This is a genomic window from Corynebacterium argentoratense, assembly GCF_021491455.1.
GTDB classification, from domain to species: domain Bacteria; phylum Actinomycetota; class Actinomycetes; order Mycobacteriales; family Mycobacteriaceae; genus Corynebacterium; species Corynebacterium argentoratense_A.
The window spans coordinates 370,006-394,168 of record NZ_JAKETN010000002.1 but is presented as its reverse complement, the minus strand read 5'-3'; the positions used below and the strand labels follow the sequence as shown (position 1 = coordinate 394,168).

25 protein-coding genes and 2 pseudogenes are annotated in these 24,163 nt (G+C 58.6%); 5 read left to right on the top strand and 22 right to left on the bottom strand.

Going from position 1 to position 24,163, the window contains the following annotated elements:
* Positions 1-194, top strand: a 194-nt coding sequence (locus L1C91_RS04315) for a hypothetical protein (RefSeq protein ID WP_234858176.1), incomplete at its 5' end; no start/stop codon positions are given.
* A 201-nt stretch (positions 195-395) separates the two neighbouring features.
* On the opposite strand, the gene tyrS is transcribed toward L1C91_RS04315, so the two are convergent.
* The 3 genes and pseudogenes from tyrS to L1C91_RS04300 all read right to left on the bottom strand — a co-directional run.
* The gene (gene tyrS, locus L1C91_RS04310; RefSeq protein ID WP_234858175.1) at positions 396-1,700 is read right to left on the bottom strand and encodes a tyrosine--tRNA ligase; all 1,305 of its coding nucleotides are present in this window, start codon (positions 1,698-1,700) and stop codon (positions 396-398) included.
* A 35-nt stretch (positions 1,701-1,735) separates the two neighbouring features.
* Positions 1,736-1,915, bottom strand: a complete 180-nt coding sequence (locus L1C91_RS04305; RefSeq protein WP_234858174.1) for a Trm112 family protein — start codon at positions 1,913-1,915, stop codon at positions 1,736-1,738.
* 195 nt (positions 1,916-2,110) lie between these two features.
* Positions 2,111-2,392: pseudogene (locus L1C91_RS04300) on the bottom strand (arginase family protein); the annotation flags it as partial.
* Positions 2,393-2,434: 42 nt separating this feature from the next.
* Between L1C91_RS04300 and L1C91_RS04295 the strand changes: the two are divergent.
* Both L1C91_RS04295 and L1C91_RS04290 read left to right on the top strand, forming a co-directional pair.
* The gene (locus tag L1C91_RS04295; protein ID WP_268836351.1) at positions 2,435-2,833 is read left to right on the top strand and encodes a thiamine pyrophosphate-dependent enzyme; all 399 of its coding nucleotides are present in this window, start codon (positions 2,435-2,437) and stop codon (positions 2,831-2,833) included.
* Complete coding sequence (locus L1C91_RS04290) at positions 2,833-3,999, top strand: pyridoxal phosphate-dependent aminotransferase (RefSeq protein ID WP_268836307.1); 1,167 nt, start codon at positions 2,833-2,835, stop codon at positions 3,997-3,999. The genes L1C91_RS04295 and L1C91_RS04290 overlap by 1 nt, the downstream gene beginning before the upstream one ends.
* Positions 4,000-4,072: 73 nt before the next feature.
* On the opposite strand, the gene argH is transcribed toward L1C91_RS04290, so the two are convergent.
* Complete coding sequence (gene argH, locus L1C91_RS04285; protein WP_234858171.1) at positions 4,073-5,530, bottom strand: argininosuccinate lyase; 1,458 nt, start codon at positions 5,528-5,530, stop codon at positions 4,073-4,075.
* Positions 5,531-5,549: 19 nt separating this feature from the next.
* The gene (locus tag L1C91_RS04280) at positions 5,550-6,746 is read right to left on the bottom strand and encodes an argininosuccinate synthase (protein ID WP_234858170.1); all 1,197 of its coding nucleotides are present in this window, start codon (positions 6,744-6,746) and stop codon (positions 5,550-5,552) included.
* 299 nt (positions 6,747-7,045) lie between these two features.
* Here L1C91_RS04280 and L1C91_RS04275 point away from each other — a divergent pair, with 299 nt between their 5' ends.
* The gene (locus tag L1C91_RS04275; RefSeq protein ID WP_234858169.1) at positions 7,046-8,209 is read left to right on the top strand and encodes a multidrug effflux MFS transporter; all 1,164 of its coding nucleotides are present in this window, start codon (positions 7,046-7,048) and stop codon (positions 8,207-8,209) included.
* A gap of 115 nt (positions 8,210-8,324) precedes the next feature.
* A pseudogene (locus L1C91_RS04270) lies at positions 8,325-8,788 on the top strand (hypothetical protein).
* A gap of 13 nt (positions 8,789-8,801) precedes the next feature.
* On the opposite strand, the gene L1C91_RS04260 reads toward L1C91_RS04270, so the two are convergent.
* The 17 genes from L1C91_RS04260 to L1C91_RS04180 all read right to left on the bottom strand — a co-directional run bounded on the left by L1C91_RS04260 (position 8,802) and on the right by L1C91_RS04180 (position 24,145).
* Positions 8,802-9,104, bottom strand: coding sequence for a putative quinol monooxygenase (locus tag L1C91_RS04260; RefSeq protein ID WP_234858166.1), 303 nt, complete (start codon positions 9,102-9,104; stop codon positions 8,802-8,804).
* A 25-nt stretch (positions 9,105-9,129) separates the two neighbouring features.
* The gene (gene argR / locus L1C91_RS04255; protein ID WP_234858165.1) at positions 9,130-9,615 is read right to left on the bottom strand and encodes an arginine repressor; all 486 of its coding nucleotides are present in this window, start codon (positions 9,613-9,615) and stop codon (positions 9,130-9,132) included.
* Positions 9,612-10,571: an ornithine carbamoyltransferase gene (argF, locus tag L1C91_RS04250; RefSeq protein ID WP_234858164.1), complete on the bottom strand. Its 960-nt coding sequence runs from the start codon at positions 10,569-10,571 to the stop codon at positions 9,612-9,614. The genes argR and argF overlap by 4 nt, the downstream gene beginning before the upstream one ends.
* Before the next feature lie 10 nt (positions 10,572-10,581).
* The gene (locus L1C91_RS04245; protein WP_234858163.1) at positions 10,582-11,760 is read right to left on the bottom strand and encodes an acetylornithine transaminase; all 1,179 of its coding nucleotides are present in this window, start codon (positions 11,758-11,760) and stop codon (positions 10,582-10,584) included.
* A gap of 13 nt (positions 11,761-11,773) precedes the next feature.
* On the bottom strand, positions 11,774-12,670 hold the full coding sequence (gene argB, locus L1C91_RS04240) for an acetylglutamate kinase (RefSeq protein ID WP_234858162.1): 897 nt from the start codon (positions 12,668-12,670) through the stop codon (positions 11,774-11,776).
* 81 nt (positions 12,671-12,751) lie between these two features.
* Positions 12,752-13,936, bottom strand: a complete 1,185-nt coding sequence (gene argJ / locus L1C91_RS04235; protein WP_234858161.1) for a bifunctional glutamate N-acetyltransferase/amino-acid acetyltransferase ArgJ — start codon at positions 13,934-13,936, stop codon at positions 12,752-12,754.
* A 44-nt stretch (positions 13,937-13,980) separates the two neighbouring features.
* A complete protein-coding gene (argC, locus tag L1C91_RS04230; protein WP_419178704.1) occupies positions 13,981-15,051 on the bottom strand; it encodes an N-acetyl-gamma-glutamyl-phosphate reductase in 1,071 nt (356 codons plus the stop codon).
* 56 nt (positions 15,052-15,107) lie between these two features.
* Positions 15,108-15,581 (bottom strand): hypothetical protein, encoded by a 474-nt coding sequence (locus L1C91_RS04225; protein ID WP_234858159.1) that lies wholly within the window; start codon positions 15,579-15,581, stop codon positions 15,108-15,110.
* Between the two features lie 300 nt (positions 15,582-15,881).
* Positions 15,882-18,389, bottom strand: coding sequence for a phenylalanine--tRNA ligase subunit beta (pheT, locus tag L1C91_RS04220; RefSeq protein WP_234858158.1), 2,508 nt, complete (start codon positions 18,387-18,389; stop codon positions 15,882-15,884).
* A 39-nt stretch (positions 18,390-18,428) separates the two neighbouring features.
* Positions 18,429-19,475 (bottom strand): phenylalanine--tRNA ligase subunit alpha, encoded by a 1,047-nt coding sequence (gene pheS, locus L1C91_RS04215; RefSeq protein WP_234858157.1) that lies wholly within the window; start codon positions 19,473-19,475, stop codon positions 18,429-18,431.
* 95 nt (positions 19,476-19,570) lie between these two features.
* Positions 19,571-20,443, bottom strand: coding sequence for a TrmH family RNA methyltransferase (locus L1C91_RS04210; RefSeq protein WP_234858156.1), 873 nt, complete (start codon positions 20,441-20,443; stop codon positions 19,571-19,573).
* A gap of 22 nt (positions 20,444-20,465) precedes the next feature.
* The gene (locus L1C91_RS09450) at positions 20,466-20,969 is read right to left on the bottom strand and encodes a TM2 domain-containing protein (protein ID WP_234858155.1); all 504 of its coding nucleotides are present in this window, start codon (positions 20,967-20,969) and stop codon (positions 20,466-20,468) included.
* 123 nt (positions 20,970-21,092) lie between these two features.
* Entirely contained in the window at positions 21,093-21,476 is a 384-nt protein-coding gene (rplT, locus tag L1C91_RS04200) for a 50S ribosomal protein L20 (RefSeq protein WP_046204553.1), read from the bottom strand.
* A 49-nt stretch (positions 21,477-21,525) separates the two neighbouring features.
* Entirely contained in the window at positions 21,526-21,720 is a 195-nt protein-coding gene (gene rpmI, locus L1C91_RS04195) for a 50S ribosomal protein L35 (protein WP_020976158.1), read from the bottom strand.
* A 35-nt stretch (positions 21,721-21,755) separates the two neighbouring features.
* Positions 21,756-22,298 (bottom strand): translation initiation factor IF-3, encoded by a 543-nt coding sequence (gene infC / locus L1C91_RS04190; protein ID WP_234858154.1) that lies wholly within the window; start codon positions 22,296-22,298, stop codon positions 21,756-21,758.
* Between the two features lie 304 nt (positions 22,299-22,602).
* Positions 22,603-23,529: a hypothetical protein gene (locus L1C91_RS04185; RefSeq protein ID WP_234858153.1), complete on the bottom strand. Its 927-nt coding sequence runs from the start codon at positions 23,527-23,529 to the stop codon at positions 22,603-22,605.
* Positions 23,519-24,145: a hypothetical protein gene (locus tag L1C91_RS04180; RefSeq protein WP_234858152.1), complete on the bottom strand. Its 627-nt coding sequence runs from the start codon at positions 24,143-24,145 to the stop codon at positions 23,519-23,521. Before L1C91_RS04180 ends, L1C91_RS04185 begins: the two co-directional genes overlap by 11 nt.
* Between the last annotated feature and the right edge of the window lie 18 nt (positions 24,146-24,163).

Below are 24,163 nucleotides of genomic sequence, written 5' to 3'. Positions count from 1 at the left end.
ACCACCACAACCAAAACAGTTCATATTTACACAGCCAACCACACAAAAACACCCACAAAAAGAGCATCCAAGCGCAAGCTGCTGGTACACACAAACAACAAACACCACAACACAACCACCACCACAAGGCAGCAGACAAACGTGCCATGGCGCATGAAAAAATACTTAAAAAAAGTACATTGGCACACTATTGAGTTCTCAAACAACACCACCACAACCACCAGACCGCACACAACCTGTGCAACCAGCTGCCGTAGCGACCCCGATTAATTTACACACCCCACACCAAACACACAAACCCCCAGGCCAGAGGCGAAAAATTACTCACACTGTGCAATAGAAATAAAAAAGCGCCGGCTGAATCAGCCGGCGCTCAAGAACTCAACAGGCACTCGCTACACGAAGCGGGCCCCGGCGAAGTTCTTTTTTCCCCTACGCAACACTACGTAACCGCCAGACAACAACGCGGCGTCATCAATCGTGGCGTCTTCATCAGCAACACGCTCATTATTGACATAGCAGCCCCCCTCCTTGATAGTGCGTCGAGCTTCGCCCTTAGACGCGCACAAACCAGAAGCAACAACGACATCTACAACCGAACGGGTGCCAGCCGCCTCGAGCTCGACAACACCAGCCTCCGCCAAAGCACCAGCAAGCGTCTTCTCATCGAGCTCGGCCAAATCTGCCTTACCGAACAGCGCCTGAGCCGCCAACTCCACAGCCTCAGTGGCTTCAACGCCATGGACCAAGTTGGTCATCTCTCGAGCCAAACGGCGCTGAGCTTCACGCTTAAAGGGGCGCTCCTCGACTTCCACGGCCAACGCATCGAGCTCTTCCTTACTGAGGAAGGTGAACCAACGCAAGTACTTAATAACATCGGCGTCCGCAGCGTTAAGGAAGTACTGGTACCAGGCGTACGGGCTCGTCATCTCCGGGTCTAGCCACAACTTGCCCCCGCCCGTCGACTTGCCGAACTTGTTGCCTTCAGAGTCCGTCACCAACGGCACCGTCAACGCATGGACACTGTCACCAGTCACGCGGCGGACAAGATCAACACCCGACACAATATTGCCCCACTGGTCACCGCCACCGATCTGCAAATCACAGCCGAAATCCCGATGCAAGTGCACGTAGTCATTCGACTGCAAGAGCATGTAGGAAAACTCGGTGTAGGAAATACCGTCGTTATCGAGACGGCGCTTCACCGTCTCTCGGTTCAACATCGTGTTCAAAGAGAAATGCTTACCCACATCGCGGAGGAAAGAAATCACATCCAACCCGCGGGTCCAATCCGCATTGTTTACTAATACAGCCTTGCCCTCTCCACCGTCGCCGGTGGAACCAAAATCGACAAACCGCGCGAGCTGAACTTTAATGCGCTCAATGTTGTCCTGGATTGTCTCCTCGGACAGCATGCTGCGCTCCCCTACATCGCGAGGGTCGCCGATCATTCCGGTTGCTCCACCAGCGAGGGCGATTGGGGTGTGCCCGGCTTTTTGGAATCGGCGAAGCATCAACAATGGAACGAGGTGACCGGCATGGAGCGAGGGGCCCGTCGGATCGAATCCGCAGTAGAGCGTGATTGGTTGCTCAGCAGCTTCACGCAAGGCGTCAAGGTCAGTGGATTGATTAATCAGTCCACGCCAGCTGAGTTCATCAATAATGTTCGTGTGTGCTGGCGCAGTGGCGTCGTTAGACATTGGGAAAATATCAACTTTCTCTAGAGTGCTGACTTTTAGGCAGTCGGGGGCCAAGCGATTGCTTCATCTGCGAGCATCACCGGGATACCGTCGTCGATACGATAGGCAATTCCGAGCCGATCATTGACCAGTACCTGGTGGGCTTCGTCATAGCTCAGCGGCCCTTTGTCTTGGGGGCAAGCCAACACGTCAAGTAGCTTCTGATCAATCGTCATGGTGTGTAATGCTACCCGCCTACCCTCACTGCTTAGTCTTTGAGGGCTTGGCCAAGTCTGCGGATGCCTTCCGCCAGGGTTTCTGGATCACCCTAAGAAAACGCTAAACGCAGAGTTCCGGCGCCGTCGTGCGGATTCGAGAAGAAAGCACTGCCTGGTACAAATACGACCCCGCGGTCAATCGCCTTATGCAGCAATTCGCTCACGCAGGAGCGCACCCACTTCGTCTACGCCAAGCCTGTGAATGTCCGCGCTTGTCACGATGCCGAAGCCAAAGCGCTTATTATCTTCCAGATCTTTCGTGCCATACAGAGGGCCACGGGTGCCCACATGGCACAAAGCATCTGTATCGACGATTCCCTCTTCGAAGGCTCGTCGGAATGGAGTCCCGTGCGTGTACTCCGCCCCGAAATAGGTGTCCCAGGTGTCCAAGTGGGCATCAAAATGCAACCACGCTACCGGACCATGATTGGCTGCCGAAAACCCTCTGCCAACTAGCCACCGCAACAGTCGAATTCGCTGCTCAACATGGGCACCTACGCCACCCTGGGTTACGGTCTCCCCGCCGCGATCGGCGCAAAAGTAGCGTCCCCCGACCGACCAGTTGTTTGTCTCCTTGGCGACGGCGCCCTCATGTTCGCCGTACAAGAAATCATGACGGCTGTAGAAAACAACCTCGATCTGCCAATCATCTGCGTCGACAACGGCGGATATGGCGAAATCCGCAACAACGAAATCGAACGCGGCATAGAGCCCGTCGCTGTGAACCTCTGCCAACCCGACTGGGTAAAGTTAGCGGAGGCCTTCGGCGCGCGCGGATTTTCCGCAAACATTGACACCCTTCAAGACACCGTCGCGCAGGCATTGCGCGTCAACGGGCCCTCGTTAATTCATCTACGTATTTCCGGAGGTTGCTGATGGTTGTCCAACGGTTATCACACCTAGGCGAAACCATTTTCGCTACAATGACACAACTCGCGATTAAGCACCAGGCCATCAACCTGGGTCAGGGTTTTCCCGATGCTGACGGCCCGGCAGCCATGCTTGAACGCGCACAAAAAGAAATCGCGTCCGGGAATAACCAGTACGCACCCGGCCGCGGTTTTCCCGAATTGCGGCAGGCCATCGCCGATGATCGCTTCCGCTCCTACGGCACTGAATACGATCCCGACACCGAAGTGCTCGTCACCGTTGGTGCGACAGAGGGCCTAACGGCGTCAATTCTGGGGCTCGTCGAGCCCGGGGCTGAAGTTATCGCCTTCGAGCCCTACTTCGATTCTTACCCGGCGGCGGTCGCTCTGGCTGGTGCCACGTTTGTTCCGGTCGCGCTCGAAGCTCATGGCACGCGCTTTGGGGTCGATGAAGATGCCCTGCGCGCGGCGGTCACGGACAAGACAGCGATGATTATCATCAACAGTCCCCACAACCCCACCGGCACCATGCTCGGGGCCCAGGATCTTGATGCCATTGCTCGGGTAGCTATCGAGCATGATCTTCTGGTCTTGTCCGATGAGGTGTACGAAAAGCTCGCCTTCGATGAGGCACACATCCCCATCGCCTCCTTGCCTGGCATGCGTGAACGAACGATCACGGTGTCTTCCGCCGCGAAGTGTTTTAACGTCACCGGGTGGAAAACGGGGTGGGCTCTTGCTCCGAAGGACCTCATCGATGGGGTGCTTGCGGCGAAACAGTTTATGTCTTTCGTGGGTGTGAGCCCCGTGCAGCTGGCTGTCGCCTACGCATTAGACAATGAGTCAGACTGGACTCGGGAGCTAGCCAACAGTCTGCAGGTGCGGCGGGATCGTCTGCACAGCGCATTGGAGCAGGCGGGCATGAGCACCTGGGATACTCTGGGTGGCTACTATATCGTCGCTGATGTGTCCGCGCTGATGGATAAGTATGACGTCGCGTCGGCTGAGGATTTCTGTCTAGGCCCGCTGTTGAATGCCGGTGTGGTTGCCATCCCAGTGTCTGCTTTTGCCTCCTCCACAGACGCATCCAGGTTTTCGCATTTGGTGCGTTTTGCTTTCTGTAAAAAAGACGAAGTGTTGGAGGAAGCCATCAGAAGGCTTGCCACACTGTAAAGATACAAAAAATCCCCCGGCGGCTCGGTTCATTCTGAATGAACTGAGCTCCATTTCGGGGGATTTTTTATATTTAGCGGACGGGTGTTGTGGCCCAGCGTCGATGCTCGGCGGATGCCGCTTCAACACGCTGCCGTTGCTCTGCGACGCGAGGTCCAGCGGTTCCTCCACGGGTGGCCCTGGATGCCACCGCGCCCTCTACCGTGAGCACTTCCCTCACTGCGGGCGTCAGGCGGGGGTCAACCATGGCGAAATCTTCATCGCTCAGGTCATTCAACGTACAACCACGGCTTTCAGCCAACCGTACGCACGCACCAGAAGCTTCGTGCGCCTCCCGGAAGGGCACTCCCTGGCGAACCATCCACTCCGCCAGATCAGTAGCAAGCGTGAAACCTGCGGGCGCTAGCTCGTGCATGCGATCAGTGTGGAACACCAGCGTGGACACGAGTCCCGTCATAGCCGGAAGCAACAGATCGAGCTGCGCCACCGAATCAACGATCGGTTCTTTGTCTTCCTGCAGGTCACGGTTGTACGCCAATGGCTGGGCCTTCAAAGTGGCCATCAAACCAGCCAGGTTGCCGATCAGACGGCCCGTCTTGCCGCGCGTAAGCTCCGCGACGTCAGGATTTTTCTTCTGAGGCATAATCGACGACCCAGTCGACCATGCGTCATCCAAGGTGACATAGCCGTACTCCGGGGTACACCAGTAGATGATCTCTTCAGCCAAGCGCGACATATCTACCGCGATCTGAGCAAGAACAAAGGCGGTTTCCGAGGCGAAATCGCGCGAGGATGTTCCGTCGATCGAGTTGTCGCACGCGGCGTCAAAACCCAATTCGGCTGCGATGGCTTCCGGATCCAACTTCAACGAAGAACCAGCCAAGGCGCCAGACCCATAGGGCGAGACCGCCAGGCGCTTATCCAGGTCACGGAGACGCTCAACGTCCCGCAGCAGTGGCTGCGCGTGGGCCAAGAGTTGGTGAGCCAACAGCACAGGTTGCGCCGCCTGCGAGTGAGTCTTTCCCGGCATGATCGCATCAGGATGCGCCGCTGCCTGAGCAGCCAGAGCATCCACCAGGTCGCTGATATCAGCAGCGATGTCACGCACGGCGTCACGAACCCACATGCGGAACAACGTCGCAACCTGATCGTTCCGAGACCTGCCGGCGCGAAGGCGACCACCGAGCTCCGGGCCCACAATGTCGATGAGTCCGCGCTCCATGGCGCCATGAACATCCTCATCAGTAGGTTCCGGGACGAACTGACCGCTAGCCACGCGCTCACCGAGTGTGGTGAGTCCGTCGAGCATGGCCTCCAGGTCGCCATCAGAGAGCAAACCGGCCCTGTTGAGCACCTTCGCGTGAGCCTTCGACGCGAGGACGTCATAGGGGGCGAGCACCCAGTCAAAGTGGGTGGAGACGCTCAGGGCGAACATTGCCTCGCTGGGGCCGCCGGAGAATCGACCACCCCACAGAGCACCCTGGTTTGTGCCGTGCGCGGCGGGATTGTTTTCGGCGTTCACTTCCGACATGGTTGTCCTTTAAGGGTTCTTAAGCTTCGCGATCGCGCTTGCACGCGATCTTGGAGGACAGGCCGTGCAGCTGCACGAAGCCCTTGGCCAGCGTCTGGTCGAAGGTGTCGCCGGTGTCGTAAGTGGCCAGGTTGAAGTCGTAGAGGGACTCCTCGGAGCGACGGCCGTTAACGGTGATGCGGCCTTGGTGCAGAACCAAACGAATGTCGCCGGTGACGTGCTCCTGGGTGGACTCGATGAACGCGTCGAGGGAGCGCTTGAGGGGTGCGAACCACAGGCCGTCGTAGACCTCCTCAGACCAACGGGCATCGATCAGGCGCTTGTAGCGTGCCAGCTCGCGCTCCATGGTGACGTCTTCGAGAGCCTGGTGAGCGGCGATGAGGACCATGGCGCCGGGGGCTTCGTAGACCTCACGGGACTTGATGCCGACGAGGCGGTCTTCGACCATGTCGAGTCGGCCAACGCCCTGGGCACCGCCACGGCGGTTGAGCTCTTCGATTGCTTCCAGAACCGTTACCGGGCGACCGTCTATTGCAACCGGCTTACCGCCCTTGAAGCTGATAACAAGCTCATCCGGGGCATTGCCCAGCGTGGGCTCCTCGGTGTAAGCGTAGAGATCCTTCGTCGGGGGATTCCAAAGATCTTCAAGGAAGCCGGTCTCGATTGCACGGCCCCACACGTTTTGGTCAATGGAGAACGGGGACTTCTTGGACTGCTCGATCGGGAGGTTGATTTCTTCCGCGAAGGCGATGGCCTTGTCGCGGGTCCAGGCGTAGTCACGAGCCGGAGCAATAATCTCGAGATCAGGATGGGTGTCCATAAAACCAACCTCGAAGCGAACCTGGTCATTGCCCTTGCCGGTGCAGCCGTGGGAGACGTGTGTGCCGCCAAATTCCTTGGCTGCTTCCACGAGGTGCTTGACAATGAGCGGGCGAGAAATTGCGGACACCAGGGGGTACTGCTTCATATACATGCCGTTCGCTTTGATGGTTGGCAAGCAGTATTCGTTGGCGAATTCGTCCTTGGCATCGATCACGATGGATTCGACTGCACCACAGTCGAGGGCACGCTGGCGAACGCTCTCCATGTCCTCGCCGCCCTGGCCAAGGTCGAGGGACACAGCGATGACCTCACCGCCGGTCATCTTGGCGAGGTATGGGATGGCGACGGAGGTGTCAAGGCCACCGGAATATGCGAGTACGACGCGTGCGCTCAAGGGATGCTCCTCTAGTTTTTATTGTTTGTTCACGCAGGTGCGTGCGGGGTTGCACGTGCTGCGGCTAGGTAGTCATGCTACCGCCGATCTACCCCCAGAACAATAATGCATATATTTAACTAAGTGCAAATTATACATTTCACTTCTTGGCCATTACTACCATCGCAGGCGTGCTAATATGTGAGCGCTTCCAACAAAGCGCGTAGACTTTTACATCACCTCCAATCCTTGAGGACGTAGTGACAGACGACTCGACCACCACAGCTCACAACAGCAACAGCCGACCACATCCAGGTGGCATGAGCAGATCAATGTTGCTCAGTTTGGCGTTGCTGGCAGCCACTGGGCCATTCGCGATCGACATGTACTTGCCGACGTTCCCTGCCATCGCAGACGATCTCCGCACCAACGCGGTGCCCTACACGCTCAGTGGTTTCATGATGGCAATGGGTGTAGGACAGCTATTCATCGGCCCACTGTCTGACCGCCTGGGAAGACGAACTTTACTACTGTCAGGCGCTGCCCTATCCGTGTTCGCCTCGATTCTTTGTGCCCTCGCTCCTACTATCGCCATCCTCATAGCCGGCCGTATTCTGCTCGGCATTGGTGGCGGTGCGTGCGTCGTCATCGCCCGGTCGGTAATTCCCGATGTCACCCATGGAAGCGAAGCTGCCCGCGCGTTTTCCATCATGATGACTATTCAGGGACTTGCCCCGGTGATCGCACCTGTGGCCGGCGGACTACTAGCCACGCACGGAGGATGGCGGGGCATATTCTTTGCCTTGGCCTGTATCAATGCCCTTCAACTGGTCGCGACAGTGTTGTTCGTTCCAGAAACTTTGACGCCCGAGCGTCGAAAGCAAGAGCCAATCGCAACCACTGTCACCCGAATGTTTGGTTTGATCAAGATTCCCGCTTTCGCCGCGTTCACTTTGAGTTTCGATTTTGGTCTAGGCACGTTGTTTTCCTACATCAGTGCCTCACCCTTTGTCTTTCAGGATCAGTTAGGCATGAGCCAGCTGGCCTATTCCTTATTGTTCGGCGTGAATTCTTTTGGCCTCGTCATCGGTTCGGGCCTGAATGCCCGGCTGTTGCGTGCTCACAGCCCAGAATCACTGTTGTTGGGAGCCTCGTGGGTGTTGGTGGCGGCCAGCATAGTGCTTGTGTGCTGCGCTCTCGTACAGCCTTCGATATGGACTCTTGCCCCTACCGTGTTTATTGTGGTCACCACTTTGGGCTTCATCCTTGGTAATTCCGCAGCCTTGGGCCAGGGTGCTGCCGCGCCGCGCACAGGGGCTGGGGCCGCATTAATGGGTTTTGCTCAGTTCATGGTTGCGGGGTTGGTCAGCCCCCTGACGGGTGTTGGCTCTTCGCCCGCAGTGGCAATGGGGGTATGCGCGTTGGCGTGCGCTTGCATCGTCGCCTGCGGCTCCTGGCTGGGGTGCCGCCGCAGTACTGCTTGACGTCATGGGTGGGGGTAAAGCTCGGGGCTGATATCGGATTTCTCGGCATCCTTGAGTGTTGTTAGGTCACCCCTCTGTGGTCGGCGCCAACGTACAAGGCTAGAAGTAACCACTTATGGGTATTCGGATCGGTGTTCCTCGGGAGCGCAAAGACAACGAACGGCGAGTAGGTGTCACCCCCGCTGGGGTCGCGCAACTATCTGCGGACCACGAGGTTGTGGTGGAACAAGGCAACGGGCTTGGTTCTGGTTTTGATGACGCCGTGCTTGGGGCACTACCCGAAGGTGCTGTGGTCGTGGACATCGCCATTGATCAGGGCGGCTGCACCGTGGCTTCGCGGCCTACGAGCCATTCGGAACCCACGTTTACTCACGGTACGACCACCATGTACTGCGTCACTAACATGCCGGGGCAGCACCAGTGACCGCAACCCTGGCGCTGGCAGCCGAAACACTCCCCCATGTCCGGGCACTTGCCGGGGGTGTTGACGCCGCGCTTGAAGCCAATCCCCACTTGGTCCAGGGGGTCAATGTGCGCGGCGGTGAGGTGGTCCTCGAGGCGATCAACACTAAAGCCTAAAGGTGCGCGACCATTAGGGAGTACGTGCTGCGACCTGCACCACGTGCTCCACATGCGGGGGCTTGGCGAAGTATTCGGTGATTTCGCCGCGCCATTTGCCGAGCCTGTCGGAGTCACGGAACTTTTGGTGAGCTTCGAGGGACTCCCATTCGATAAGCAGAACGAACCAGGTGGGTGTCTCTACCCCCTGGGTTAGTTCCGCCCGGTGTACACCTTCGGACTCGAGGATGTGTACAATGCCGCGCTCCCACCCCTGCTTGAAGTCTTCTTCGGATCCCTCTTTGATAAAGAACTGAGCAACTTCGCGTACTGTCATAGAACTCAGACTAGCACGGGCGGGGTTATTCGAGTCCATCCCCAGTGCGCAGCTGTTCGGCTAGTTGCTCCCCTGTATAGGGGCTGCGGGCTAGCACGAAAATCGTGTCGTCACCTGCGATGCATCCCACGACGTTACGCAGTGCAGCGCGGTCGATAAAGCTGGCTAGAAACTGTGCGGCCCCGGCCGGGGTTTTGAGCACTGCCATAGTTTCCGAAGAGTCCGCACTGACCAATAGATCATCGAGGACTTTCCGAAGCTTGTCACGGGGCCCGCTGCTGCCCTCAGTTATGGGAGCATCACTGTGCGGCACGGCATAGCGTGCGCCCGAGCCGTCGCTGGGTTTGACTTTAATTATCCCCAGCTCGTCGAGATCTCTGGACAGAGTAGCCTGGGTGACAGCCATTCCTGTTTCGTCGAGCAACGACTGCAGTTGCTGCTGGTTGTGCACAACGTGGTGCTCTAGCAGATTCAGGATGTGCTGATGCCGTGCAACCCTACTGGAGCTCATCGGGATTTCTCCATGAGCCACACCAACAGGGCTTTCTGGGCATGTAGGCGATTTTCAGCCTCATCAAACACAACTGATTGGTCCCCGTCGATCACATCGGCGCTTACCTCGCTGCCACGGTATGCAGGCAAACAGTGCAGGAAGATCGCCTGTGGGTCGGCCTGCGCCATGACGGCACTGTTGACTTGGTAGGGCTTGAAGGGGGTGGTGCGATCCAGTCCATCGTTTTCCATCCCCATTGATACCCAAGTGTCAGTGATGACGACGTGTGTATCTGCTACGGATTGGGCGACGTCTGCACTCACGGTGACAGTAGCCCCGGTTTCTTGGGCGCGTTGCCGTGCACGGTCGATGAATTGCTGTTGCGGCTGGAATTCCTCGGGTGCACAAATGGTGATGTCCATTCCCGCTGTGGCGAAGCCCAGCATATAGCTGTTCGCCATGTTGTTGTTTCCGTCCCCGAGGTAGACAGCTTTGAGTCCCCGCAGCCCTTCCGGTCCTTGTTCTGGACAGAGGTGTTCAATGCAGGTCTGCAGGTCGGCGAGAATTTGGCAGGGATGGAAGTCGTCGGTGAGCGCGTTGACGATGGGTACGGTGGCGGTTTGCGCCATCTCTTCTAGGTTGCTTTGGGCGTAGGTACGCCAGACGATGGCTTCAACGAAGCGGGACAGCACCGCCCCGGTGTCTTGGTAGGTTTCGCCTTTTCCCATTTGGCTAGCACTGGTGTCTACCGTGATGTCGCTGCCACCCATATGGGAGATTGCGGTGGCGAAGCTGAAGCGGGTGCGGGTGGAGGTTTTGTCGAATAGCACGGCAACTGTTCGGCCGCCTTCCAAGGGGCGCGCAGACAGTGGGGCTTGTTTGAGTTCTCGCGCGAGGGTCAGAACCTCAGCTTGTTCTTGTGGGGTGAGGTCATCGTCCGTGAGGAAGTGCCGGAGGTTGCTGTAGGTGCTCACTGCTGTTCTCCTAGTTGGTTGCTGACTGCACGGTCTGCAACGTTGTGCTGATTGCGTCGATGGCTGCGTCGCACTGTTGTTGATCGATGATTAGCGGTGGTGTGAGTCGTAGGACATTGTCCGCTGGGGCGTTGAGGATAACTCCGTGGTTGAATCCTTCGGTCACTGCTTCCTTGGCGCAGGGTTGCTTCAGCACGACTCCTAGCATGAGTCCACGGCCGCGCACGTGGTCGACACCGTCGAGGGCTTCCAGCGCAGTGCGTAGGTGTTGTTCTTTGTCGCGAACGGATTCGAGGAACTCTGGCGTGTTGACTACGTCAAGGACCGCAAGTGCTGCGGCGCAGACGGCAAGGTTCCCGCCGAATGTTGTGCCATGGATGCCGGGGGTGAATAGTTCGGCTGCTGCTCCCCTGGCGATGACTGCACCGATGGGTAGCCCACCGCCCAGACCTTTGGCCATGGTGATGATATCGGGAATGACGCCGCGTTCGTGCTGGTAGGCAAAGAATGTTCCGGTGCGCCCCACGCCAGTCTGCACTTCATCGCACACCATGAGGATTCCGTGCTCGTCACAGAGCTCGCGCACGGCCTTGAGGAAACCGTCGGGTGCTGGGATGACGCCGGTTTCACCCTGAATGGGTTCGAGGAAAATGGCGGCCACCTGGTCAAGGTCCGCACGCTGACGAAGGGCGTCTATGTCGCCGTAGGGGTAGTACTCCACGCCCCCGGGCAGTGGCGCGAAGGGAGCTTGCTTTGCCGGCTGCCCCGTCAGTGCCAGCGAGCCCATGGTGCGACCGTGAAAACCGTGCTCGGCGGCAAGAATCGTAGGCCTTCCGGTGAGCCTGGCTAGCTTAAAGGCGGCCTCGTTCGCTTCGGTGCCGGAGTTGCAGAAGAACACACGGGAAGAATCCTCGCCGACGATCTCCCGCAGCTTGCTAGCGAGTGCCAGAGGTGGTTCGGATGCGAAAAGATTGGACACATGGCTGCCGCGTGCGAGCTGAGCGCTGACGGCGTCAACAATGGCGGGGTGTCCGTACCCCAGGGCGTTGACTGCGATCCCTGCCAACATGTCGATGTGTCGACGACCTTCGCTGTCGATGAGGTAGCAGCCCTCACCGTGGTCGATGGTGATGGGCGGGGTGCCATAGTTGTTCATCAAATGGTCGGGCCACACGGTTGAATCAAGCATTGTTGTTTTCCTTTTATCCTTGGGGAGCGGGGGTTACCATGGTGCCGATGCCACCCGACGTCAACAATTCGAGAAGCACAGAGTGAGCGACGCGCCCGTCGATAACATGCGCGCCTTTAACACCTGCGTTAACAGCGTCGAGGCAGGACTCCATCTTCGGGATCATGCCAGAATCCAGGCTAGGAAGAATAGACGCCAGCTGTTCGGTGTCCAGCTCAGACACCAGGGAGGATTTATCGGGCCAGTCAGTGTAGAGCCCCTCGACGTTGGTGAGGATGATCAAACGCTCCGCACCGATCGCAGCTGCTAGAGCCCCCGCTGCGGTGTCGGCGTTGATGTTGTACACCTGGCCTGCATTATCCGGGGCGATAGTCGAGACCACCGGGATACGGCCAGCGTCGATGAGGTCCATGAGCGCGGTTGCATCAACGTGGGCGATGTCGCCAACCAAGCCGATATCGGTGAGTTCGCCTTCGACCTCCACCAACCTTTTTGTGGCGGTAAACAGGCCGGCGTCTTCACCGCTGGTTCCTACAGCGTAGGGGCCGTGGGAGTTAATCAAGCCGACAAGTTCGCGGTTGACCTGGCCGAACAAAACCATGCGCACGATTTCCATCACCTCTGGGGTGGTTACCCGGAAACCTCCGAGGAACTCGCCCTTAAGCCCCACGCGTTCCAGCATGCTGGAAATCTGGGGCCCTCCCCCGTGCACGACCACGGGTTTTGCCCCAACGGTGCGAAGAAAAACCATGTCTGCAGCGAAGGCTGCTTTGAGGTCTTCATCGACCATGGCGTTGCCGCCGTACTTGACGACGACGATTTTGTCGCGCAGGTGTTGCAGCCACGGTAGTGCCTCCGCAAGGACGGTCGCCCGCATGTGCGGGGTGAGGGCTTCTGGTAGGTCACTCATTAGTGTGCGATGTTCTTTCTCTTGTGCTTGCGAAGATACGCTGGGGCGGGTCGCTGTGTGGGGTTACTGCGTTTGGAGCGTTTAGGTCGAGTAGGCCGAATTGATTTCGACATACGAGTGGGACAGGTCAGTTGTGCGGACGAAACCCCGCCCGCTGCCACCGGTTCCAAGGTCGATGATGACGCTAATGTCGGCACTGCTCAGGTCGACCTCGCGTGCGTCGGGGGTTCCGGTGGTGTTTCGGCACACGGTGTGACCGTTGAAGCTGACGCTGATGTTGTCTGGGTCCATATCTACCGGTGCCATCCCGACAGCTGCCAGGACACGACCCCAGTTGGGATCGGACCCGAACATTGCGCACTTGAAAAGGTTGTCGCGTGCGACGGTGCGGGCTGCTTCGACCGCCATGTCGTCGGTGGTTGTTCCGGTGACCTCTACACGCACCCGCTTGGTGACTCCCTCAGCATCAGCCTGCATCTGATCGGCAAGTGATGCGCACACTGCGTGGATGGCCCGGTTGAGTTCTTCTTGGCTGGGCTCTACCCCGGAGGCTCCGGAGGCCATGACGATGACGGTGTCGTTGGTGCTGGTCGCACCGTCGATATCGAGGGTGTTGAAGGTGGTGGAGGCTGCGCTGTTGAGCGCGGTGCTCAGCGCTTCGGGTGTTGCCACGGCGTCGGTCATGACGGTCACCAGCATGGTCGCGAGGCTCGGGGCCATCATGCCGACCCCCTTGCCGATGCCTGAGACTCGGAATCCCACGCCGTCACTGTGCGCTTGTTTTGGCACGGTGTCGGTCGTCATAATGGCTTGAGCTGCGGCGTCTTGACCTTCGTTGACGTGCAACTGAGCGCCTGCGGTCGGAGTAGTTGCGGTTGCTACGGCGCACATCGCGTCGATGCCAGCGTGGATGGTGTCCATGGGCAGGACGTCGCCGATAAGGCCTGTGGAGCATGCGGCAACGTCGGTGGTTGCGCACCCTAGTTGCTGCGCGACGGCCTCAACTGAGGCGAGGGCGTCGACGTCTCCTTGTGCGCCGTTGCAGGCGTTGGCGTTTCCGGAGTTGAATAGGACGGCGCGAAGGCTGCCGTCGGCTACGTGTTTCCGGGTGAGTTTAAGCGGTGAGGCGACGACTTTGTTGCGGCTGAATACTGCGGCTGCGTCGTAGCGTGGCCCGTTGTTGATAATGAGAGCCATGTCGGGGTTGCCGCTGGCTTTAATACCGGCGGTGGTCGCGTATGTAGAGAAGCCTTGGGGTGTGCTCATGGCGTGTTCCTTGGTGTAGCTCGTTGGTGTGCGGGGTGCTGTGGTTAGGGGGCCAGACCGCCGATGGGCAGTCCTGTGGTTTCTTCGAATCCGAGGGCGAGGTTCATGCATTGCACTGCTGCGCCTGCGGTTCCCTTGGTGAGGTTGTCGATGGCGGAGGTCATCAGGACCACCCCTGCTGCGGGGTCATATTCGACCTGTACGTGGCAGGTGTTTGCCCCTTGCACTGCTTGTGTTTGGGGTTGTTGACCTTCGGGCAGCAGGTGGACAAAGGGTTCTGCCCCGTAGTGTTTCTCGTAAGCTGCGCGTGCTTGCTTGATGACGTCGCGGGGATCTCCGTAGGCAAGGCGGGGATGCACTTCGGCGGTGACGGTAGTGAGGATTCCGCGGGGCAGAGGTGCCAGTACCGGCGTGAAGCTGCAGGTGACGGGCTCGTCGGCGACTTCTGAGAGGTTTTGGATGATTTCGGGGTTGTGCCGGTGTTTTCCCGCGGTGTTGTAGGCCTTGAGGTTGCTCATTGTTTCGGCACCCAGGAGGCCCACGTTAGGTTTCTTTCCGCCGCCGGAGGTTCCGGTGATTGATACGACGCGGATGTCCGGAGTGATGATGCGTTCGGCTACTGCGGGTAGTGCCGCGAGTGTGGCTCCTGTGGGGAAGCATCCGGGGACGGCGATGACTCGCGCGTTGGAGAGCTCTTCGCGATGCCCAGGCATTTCTGGGATTCCGTAGGGCGCGCTGCCTGCGTAGGTCCCGCCGTAAAAAGCGTCCCAGTCTGTTTTATTTTTGAGTCGGTAGTCTGCTGCGCAGTCGATCACGATGGTTTCTGGGCCGAGTGCGCGGGCGATGACTGCGGAGTGCCCATGTGGGAGGGCAAGGAAGACGACGTCGCTGCCGGCGAGGACCTCAGGGGTTGTTTCTTCGACCAACCGGTCTGCGAGCTGCGGCAGGTGCGGGAGGTGGTCGGATAAGGGGGTGCCTGCGTTGGAGCCTGCGGTCAGTGCCCCGATGGTGAGTTCGCCGCTGGTGTAGCGCGGGTGAGATAGAAGAAGACGCAGAATTTCTGCACCTGCGTATCCGGTGACGCCGACGACGCTTGCTGTAATCATGCACACCATACTAACAAATATGCATGGTATTGCAAATTATGCAGCAAGCGCCGCTGGCGGCTTTTTTACTCGGCTGGCTTATCGGCGGGCTTCTTCTCACCCGCACCCCGGCCAGCGTCGCCACCTTCAGCAAGCTTATCGGCAGGCTTATCCGCAGGCTTGTCTGCGTCAGCGGGCTTCTTGTCACCGTCGCCTTCCACGCCAGGAACGCTCACTTCGCCATCCTTAGCCTCCTGACCCGCACCTGCGGGAGCGGCCAGCTCTTGCGGCTTGCATTCTCCCCCACCTTGGTTGCCCGGCTCGCCATGTCCAGCGTGGCCAGCATGGCCATCGCCATTATTGTTGGCCGGCGCACCCCCACCGGAGTTACCACCCGCAGAACCACCGTTGCTGCCGCCATGGTTATTTCCGCCACCCTGGCTGCCGCCAGAGTTCGCATCCCCCCTGGTCTCGCCGCTACCATCCTCACTCTTCGAAGGTGCGGCACTGCTGGTCGTGGTGGATGTCGAGGACTCGCCATCCTTCCTTCTTGTCGCCACAGGCAACAAGAGAACCAGCGAGCAGTAGGCACATGCCACCGAGAGCGATCGTGCGGCGAAGTGTACGGGAGGTGCGCATAAAAATCTTTTCAGAGAGTTACAACTGTTAGCCAAGGTGACAGTTGTTAACTAGTGGTGCTAGCTACCGTAGCAACATTCCCGCCACAAAGAAAGTATTTTTGAAAAAACCTTCATGCTTAGCACCCCCGCGCAGCACCCCCACACACAGCTCAAAAACGCCGACGGGCGTGCGCAGCGCTTTCCAGCACCGCAGCACGCTCCGCGACGTCATTAACAAAATTATGCGCGCAGCTGCGCCCCCACCGCCTTTTGTGCAGCATCGACAGCGGCCATCTTCGCCTCGGTGCACTCGTCGTCAGTGAGGGTGCGATCATTAGCCCTGAAAGACAAAGCGAAAGCCAAAGACTTCTTGCCCTCACCCAAAGCGTCAGAACGATACACGTCGAACAACTCCACCTTTTCAAGCAACTCCCCAGCGTGCTCCTCTAACACGCGACGAACCTGCTCGGACGGAACATCCTCGTCCACAACCAAAGCAACGTCCTGCAACAACAGCGGGAATACGCTCAACACAGGCGCCGGAGTTGACGGGGCAAAAGGCAGGGCCGAAATATTAAGCTCCATCGCGCAGGTACGCTGCGGCAAGCCCGCACGCTCAAGCACCTGGGGATGCAGCTCTCCGGCATAACCAACCACCTGATCGCCAACCTTCAACGCGGCACAACGACCCGGGTGCCAAGGCAGCTGCTCCGCAGCAACCACATCAAGCTGAACATCAGCGGCCCGCGCCACAACCTGCGCAGACTCAATAGCGTCGGCGTAAGTGTACGCGCGCCCCTCACCCCAAGGCCCATGATGGTCAATCAGACCGCTCGCCACAGTTGCGACGTGCAAGGGCTGCAGCGGCAAAGAGTTCAGCAGGTTCTCGACCTCCTCATCGGAGGGACGCTGAGCAGTCGAAGGCATCGGTGAACGGCCTTCACCTCGCGCGATCGTGACCTGCTCGATCCCGAACAGGGTGACGTCTTTTTCCCCGCGCGCCACATTGCGCTTGATAGCGTCGAGCAACGACGGCAACAGCGTGGTACCCAGAACCGCATAGTCGGCATCCAGGGGGTTTTGCACCCGGACCGTCTTGCGTCGTTCGTCGTCGGCATCCAGGCCCCACACATCAAAAACGTCGTTGGCGATAAATGGGGTGGGCAATACCTCGACATAACCGTTGTATGCCAGAGCATGGCCGATAGCACGGCGGCGACGCTGAGAAGCTGACAAGCCGCGCCCTGCAGGGGCAGTGGGGACGATCGAAGGAATATCCTCCAGCCCCTCTAGGCGCACGACCTCTTCGACGAGATCTGCGGGCATGGTTAGGTCCCCACGCCAGGTCGGCGGGGTGACAGAGAGCATTCCCTCCGACGCCTCGACTACGCAGCCGACCTCTTCCAAACGGCTCACTACGGTCGCTTCACTGTAGTCAACGCCAGCGATCTGGCCCGGGCGCTGGGCGGACATGCTGATGCTCGGCATAGCGGGAGTGTCCCCAATGATGAGGCGACCACGATCTACACTGCCGCCGGCGATATCAACAAGCAGGGCGCAAGCCAAATCCAGTGCGACCTCAATGAGTGCCGGGTCCACTCCGCGTTCGAAACGGCGAGAGGCTTCAGAGCTGAGCTTGTGACGACGCGAGGTACGCGCCACGGTGATTGGATCCCAGTTAGCCGCTTCGAAGTACACGGTCGAGGTCGTGTCACTGATCTCGGAGGTGGAACCTCCCATGACACCTGCGAGCGACTGAATACCTGCCGCATCGCAAATCACGACGTCCTCGCTGTGAAGCTCGCGCTCAACGTCATCGAGGGTGCGGAGCTTCTCCCCTTCTTCTGCAAGCCGGACGCTCAAATCGCCGGTGATCTTGTCACCGTCGAATGCGTGCATCGGCTGCCCCAGAAGCAGCATGACGTAGTTGGTGACGTCGGTGGCAGCGTTAACAGTGCGCTGGCCACACAGCATCAACTCGCGCTGCATCCACAGTGGGGATTCCTTGGTGGGGTCGATTCCGCGCACGGCACGGAGACCAAAGCGGCGCGCCTTCGTTTCGGGCTGCACGGCCACTGCGCGGTCCAAGGCCCCTTCAACCTCCGGGGCCTGCAGGTCAAACAATTCGAATGCGTCCTCTGCGGGATCGCTGTAGACAAGGCCGAAGGCGGATGCGATTTCCCGCGTCAGCCCACGTGCGGACAGTGCGTAGCCACGGTCCGGAGTGATGTTGACATCAAAAACTGTGTCCTCAAGCCCCACGATCTCCCGGGCATCCGTGCCGGGGTCGGCGATGCCCTCGGGCAATGTCATGATGCCTTTGGTCTGCTTGTCCGCCAAGCCAAGTTCTGCGGCCGAACAAATCATGCCGGCAGACATGCGGCCGTAGGTCTCCCGGGCTGCAATCGCGAAGTTACCGGGTAGCACTGCACCAGGCAGGCTGACGACGACCAGATCGCCTTCAGCAAAGTTTCGAGCACCGCACACAATAGACTGCAATTCGCCAGTGCCGTTGGCATCGCCGACGTTGACCATGCAGTGACGAATGGGCTTTTTGAAGCCGGTGAGTTCTTCGATCGACTCGACACGTCCGACCACCAGCGGGCCGGTGGTTTCTTCAATCGGGGCGTAGCCTTCGGTTTCAAATCCGACACGCACGTACCCTGCGTCGAGTTCTTCGTCAGTGACGGTCCAGTTGGGGTTGGTGCGGCCCAGAAGTCGCTGCACCCATTGGCGAGAAATAAGCATGTTGGTTCCTTTGCGGGGATGGGTTGTTGAGGCTTGTTGCTAGGCCTGGATGCCGAAGGGGAGGGTGAATCGGACGTCGCCTTCGACCATGTCGCGCATGTCGGATAGCCCGTTGCAGAACTGGAGGGTGCGTTCGAGTCCCATTCCGAAAGCGAAGCCGGTGTATACCTCTGGGTCTATACCTGCGGCGCGTAGAACGTTGGGGTTGACCATGCCGCAACCGCCCCATTCAATCCATCCCGCGCCGCCTTTTTTGTTCGGGAACCACACGTCGACCTCGGCGGAAGGCTCGGTGAATGGGAAGTAGTTGGCGCGCATGCGGGTGTGGGTGTCGGGGCCGAAGAGGGTCTTTGCGAGGTGATCGAGGGTGCCTCGCAGATGAGCCATCGTAAGGCCTTTATCAACGGCGAGGCCCTCAACTTGGTGGAAGACCGGGGTGTGGGTGGCGTCTAGTTCGTCGGTTCGGAACACGCGGCCGGGGCAGGCGATGTACATTGGCACGTCGCGCGTGAGCATGGTGCGCATTTGCACCGGCGAGGTGTGGGTGCGGAGCACCTGCTTGGAGCCGTGCGGTGCAATGTGGAAGGTGTCCTGCAAGGTGCGCGCGGGGTGATCGGGGAGGAAATTTAGGGAATCGAAGTTGAAGTATTCCGCTTCGACTTCTGGCCCATCTGCAATCTCCCATCCCATACCGATGAAGATGTCAGAGATCTGCTCGGACAATTGGGTTATGGGGTGCAAAGCCCCCAATTGTTGACGCCGCGTTGGCACTGTCACGTCAACGCGTTCGGCAACCAGGACCTCAGCGTTGCGCTTTTCCTCGAGGCGGACTTTGGTCTCTGCGAATGCCTTTTCGACGGCGCCGCGAGCCATGTTGACTAGTCGACCAGCGTCTTTGCGCTGATCTTTGGGGAGGGAACCGAGTGTTTTACGAGCCGTGGGGATAAAAGCGTCATCACCTAGGTGAGCTCGCCGTGCTTCAGCCAATTCTTCGAGGTTGTCAGCTGCTTCAAAGGCCTCGAGGGCCTCTTGTGCTGCGGCATTGAGTTTTTCTTCGGTGAGATGAGCGCTGAAATCTTCAGACACGTCGTATCCCCTTTGTGGTAGTCGGCCAGTGCTAAACCCTAGATTGTACGCGAGAAAGAAGACCGACTGATCATTAGGTATGGGCGGCACCCCTCTCAGTGGTGTTGATGCCACCCCACGCCCTCCCCGTCTAAGGATCGGCGGCGCTGTTTGGCGGATTCGTAGAGGCAAATCGATGCGGCAGTAACCAGGTTGAGGCTTTCTGCACGCCCATGAATCGGGATGCGCACGGTGTAGTCGGCGCGGTCGATCAGTTCTTGAGGTAGTCCGTGGGCTTCGTTTCCAAAGAGCCAGGCGACAGGCTGCGTGAGCACGCTTTTTTCGAAGTGCTCGTCGTCGAGGCTATGCTCGCCGTCTGCGGTTGTCGCAAGGATAGTCAAGTTTTTGGACTTGAGGCGGTCGATGACGGCTTGGATGTTGGTATCGCGGGCAACAGGGATATGGAATAAGGAGCCTGCGCTCGAGCGGACTGCTTTGGGTCCTTGGGGGTCGGTCGTCTCCCCCGCGAACAACACGCAGTCTGCACCGATGGCGTCGGATACCCGGATGAGCGTTCCAGCGTTACCCGGGTCGCTGGTCTGCACAGGGACCGCAACAATCTGAGGGGCCTTGCCCAGAACTTCGTTCGCTGGCCACATTACGGGAGAACAGAGGGCAAATAGTCCGGCTGGAGTTACCGTATCGCTGAGGTGGTGCGCTGCGCGGTCATTGATGGGGTGCAGGTACACACCCATGTTGCGTGCTGCATCGATGACCTCGGGGTAGCGCTCGGCTGCCTTCTGCGTAGTAAACACATCGGAGGCTGCACCAGTGACCACCGCAGCTTCGACAGAGTTAAACCCCTCGGCTAGAAAAGCATCGGCTTTGCGCCGACCTTGTGACTTCAGCAATTTTGCTGCAGCAACGATCCGAGGGGTTCGTTCAGTGAAGGCGTTTTCGAAATCTAGGTCATCCTTGAGACTCGGCATGCCTTCACTTTAGTGGAGGGTGTTAGTTCAAGCGCATCCCGCGGGCATCCACCTGGTAGGCGCCGGCCCGAGCGAGAATACAGATGAAATCAACCAGCACCCAGATGAGCAAAAGAGGGATCGTAAGGAAATCTACGAAGGGAATGAACCAGGAGAAGAACAACAGCAGCTTGAACACGGCGCGTCCGTTGTAACCGAGATAGAAATCATGGCCGCCGAACTCACCGAGGAAGAAGCACAATAGCGCAGCAACCGCGTAGCTCTTGGGCTGCATGCCAGGCATCACACCACCTGTATACATGGCGGGCTGGTTGTATTGAGCCGGCATCGGAGCTTGTTGCTGGAAGGCCGGTTGCTGCTGGAATGCCGGTTGTGGGTAGGCCTGCTGCTGGTATGACTGCTGCGCGGGGTAATTCTGCTGGCTGCCGGTCGGGTACGGAGCGCCCTCCCCTAAGCCTTGGGGTCCGTTCTGGGAAGAACCCCCGATGTAGTTTGGGTCAAAGGGGTTGATGCTGGGGGTTGTCACGTAGAGCCTCCGATACAATTCAATATTTACCGCGATAAATGTACCCAGTGTGCATCCTAAAAAGCAATAACCCAGCACCCCGCGAAGGTAGCGGGTGCTGGGTTAGAACTTTAAGGAAAGACTTTAAGCAGCCTTGGGAGCGTTGACGTCCTCAGGCAGAGCAGCCTTAGCAGCTTCGCAGATAGCGGTGAAGGTAGCGAAGTCATTGACGGCAAGGTCAGCGAGGATCTTGCGGTCCACCTCGATCTCTGCAAGGCGCAGGCCCTGGATGAGACGGTTGTAGGTGATGCCGTTCATGCGGGCTGCAGCGTTGATGCGCTGGATCCACAGCTTACGGAACTCGCCCTTGCGAGCGCGACGATCGCGGTAAGCGTAGGTCATGGAGTGCAGCCACTGCTCCTTGGCCTTACGGTACAGGCGGGAGCGCTGGCCACGGTAGCCCTTGGCGGACTTCAGGATTTCGCGACGCTTCTTCTTGGCGTTAACTGAGCGCTTGACACGTGCCACGGTTAAACTTCCTTTTCTTTATTTATGTGGGAAATGAACAGGCGACCAATTAGGCCATGCCGAGCAGACGCTTAACGCGCTTGGTGTCGGACTTGTCGACATCCGCGGTGCCCTTCAGGCGGCGGGTGCGGGTGGAGGGCTTGCCCTCGAGCAGGTGGCGGCGGTTAGCCTTCTCGCGGCGGAGTTTGCCGGAGCCGGTGACCTTGACGCGCTTAGCGGTGCCCTTGTGGGTCTTCTGCTTCATTAGTCTCTTCCTTTGTAGCTTTTAGTAGTAGAAATCTACTTCTTGCCCTTGCGCACTGGGCCAAGGACCATTGTCATGTTGCGGCCGTCTTGCTTGGCCTTCGTCTCAACAACGCCATATTCCGCGACGTCATTAGCGAGGCGGTCCAGCAACCGGAAACCAAGCTCCGGGCGGGACTGCTCGCGGCCACGGAACATGATGGTTACCTTGACCTTTGAGCCCTTTTCCAAGAACCGGATGACATTACCCTTCTTCGTCTCATAATCGTGATCATCGATCTTGGGACGAAGCTTCTGCTCCTTGACGACAGTCTGCTGCTGGTTCTTACGAGACTCTCGCGCCTTCTGAGCGGCCTCGTATTTGAACTTGCCGTAGTCCATGATTTTGCAGACCGGCGGCTTGGCATTCGGTGCGACCTCAACAAGGTCCAGATCGGCATCGTAGGCAAGCTTGCGTGCATCTTCGATACGAACGATGCCTACCTGCTCGCCTCCGGGGCCGACGAGGCGAACCTCAGGTACCCGAATGCGCTCATTAATTCGAGCTTCAGCGCTGATTGTTTGCTCCTCAAGTTGCAATGAATATAAAGGTAAAACGCGAACTAACGCTCACCGCAAGCAACATCCCCCACAAGACATGAGAAAAACCCGTTTACCTAAGGGTAAACGGGAGATCCAAACCTTAAAACGACCATGCTATAAGCCAGGCCTGATAGTAAACCGCAACTGCGAATACAGATTTTAAGGCTACTCTTGCGACCATTGTCCAGCTACAAAATGTAGCGGCTTCTGGTGGGAGGGACCTCCACTTGCGGCCCCGACCTTAAACAAGTCGAGGCGGTAGTTAGAAGAGATACTAACATGCCCCTAAAAGCAACACAACTCAAGCGGCCGACGTGTCGCTTGCTTCCAGTACGCCGCTAATGTACCGCGCCATGGAATTCAGCATCTGTTGCGCGGTGCCATAGGTACCATCGGCGGGTCGCGCCAGCACAGCAACACCCACGCATCCGTCTACCCCGACCTCCGGGAGGCAGCCCATCTGGCGCGCCATGTAACCGCCAGATTCGTCTGGGCCCCACCCTCCTTTAAATCTGGCACCAGCAATCGTGCCCAATCCATAATCTTGCCCGGCACCCACATGCGACATCGCATCCAGCACGGTCATAACGCTCACAGATGGAGCAGGATCAGAAGCCAAAGCCTTCATGAATGAAGCCTGCTTCGCTACCGGCCACATGGTCTGGCCAAAAGCACTAAAACCCGGTCGAACCACCTGCGACTGCACTAGAGTGTCGTCACCATAACGGGCTAACACCTCATCTACGGCAGCGGCCGCTTGCTCACCCGCACCCAGTGCATTCCAGAGCTGCAACGCGGCGTCATTATCTGACACGGTCAACGCCGACCACACCGCACCTTCCGGAGCGACGCCGGCATCCAAGGCGGCGATCGACAGAGGCACCTTGGACGTCGACCAAGCGGGTTCCGGGGTGTCAGTCCCCGCGATCATGACGCCATCACCTGTCGACACAGCAATCGAAGCCTGCCCGCCGAAATCTGCAACCGCCTGTTCAACAGCAAGATTGATAGTGTGCTGGATATCAGACACCCCAGCGTCCCGGGGCGCCGAAAGCTCAGAGCTCGTCGGAGACACAACCGCCGTCTGCGTAGCCGTAGGCCTAGCACTACCTTGCTCATTTCGCTCAACGTTGATAGTGCAGGCCGACAATCCGCATGCCGCCAGCATGCCAATCGCAGCCACCAAGCGCCGAGCATCCCCCAGAGCAATCAACTGTCTAGCGTTCAATGAGCACAACCACCGCGTTGTTGCCCCCTGTGCAGCGGGTCTCTCCGTTGGTTTTCTCTGTGCAATTCATCGAGTAACTACGTCCGGTAACAGAACTGTAAGCGTCGACCGAGTATACAGTCGCTCCACCACGCGGTGACCCGACCGCAGCCGCGACGCTTTCAGAAAACGGACACGACGTCACGTCTGTCGCCGCATACACGTCAAAAGCATCGGTACTGCCGCACGCGCGAGCACCAGAAGGCGGTGTCGCCTTCGGTTCCGCACTAGTACTCACTGCAGCAGCCGGCTCGGAGGCAGGAGCAACTGACGAAGCGGATGCTGCATTAGAACCACCACCAAAACTCACGCTGTAATTACTAAAGAACCACACCAGGCCTCCACCAACCAGCACCAATGCCACAACCGCACCGATCACGATCGGCAGCAGTTTAGAACGCGGCTTGCCTGTGGGAGGAAGCATCCCAGGTTGGAATGGCGCTAGCCCTGGCTGCTGCCCCATCGGTTGCGCCTGAGGGTGGTTGTTATACACCGGCGGAAACGCCTGGGTCAGCGGCGCGCCCTGCTCGAAGGGGTTGCGTCCCGCCGAACCAGACTGCGCATCGCGGCCAGACATAGGAGGAGGGGGCGGGGA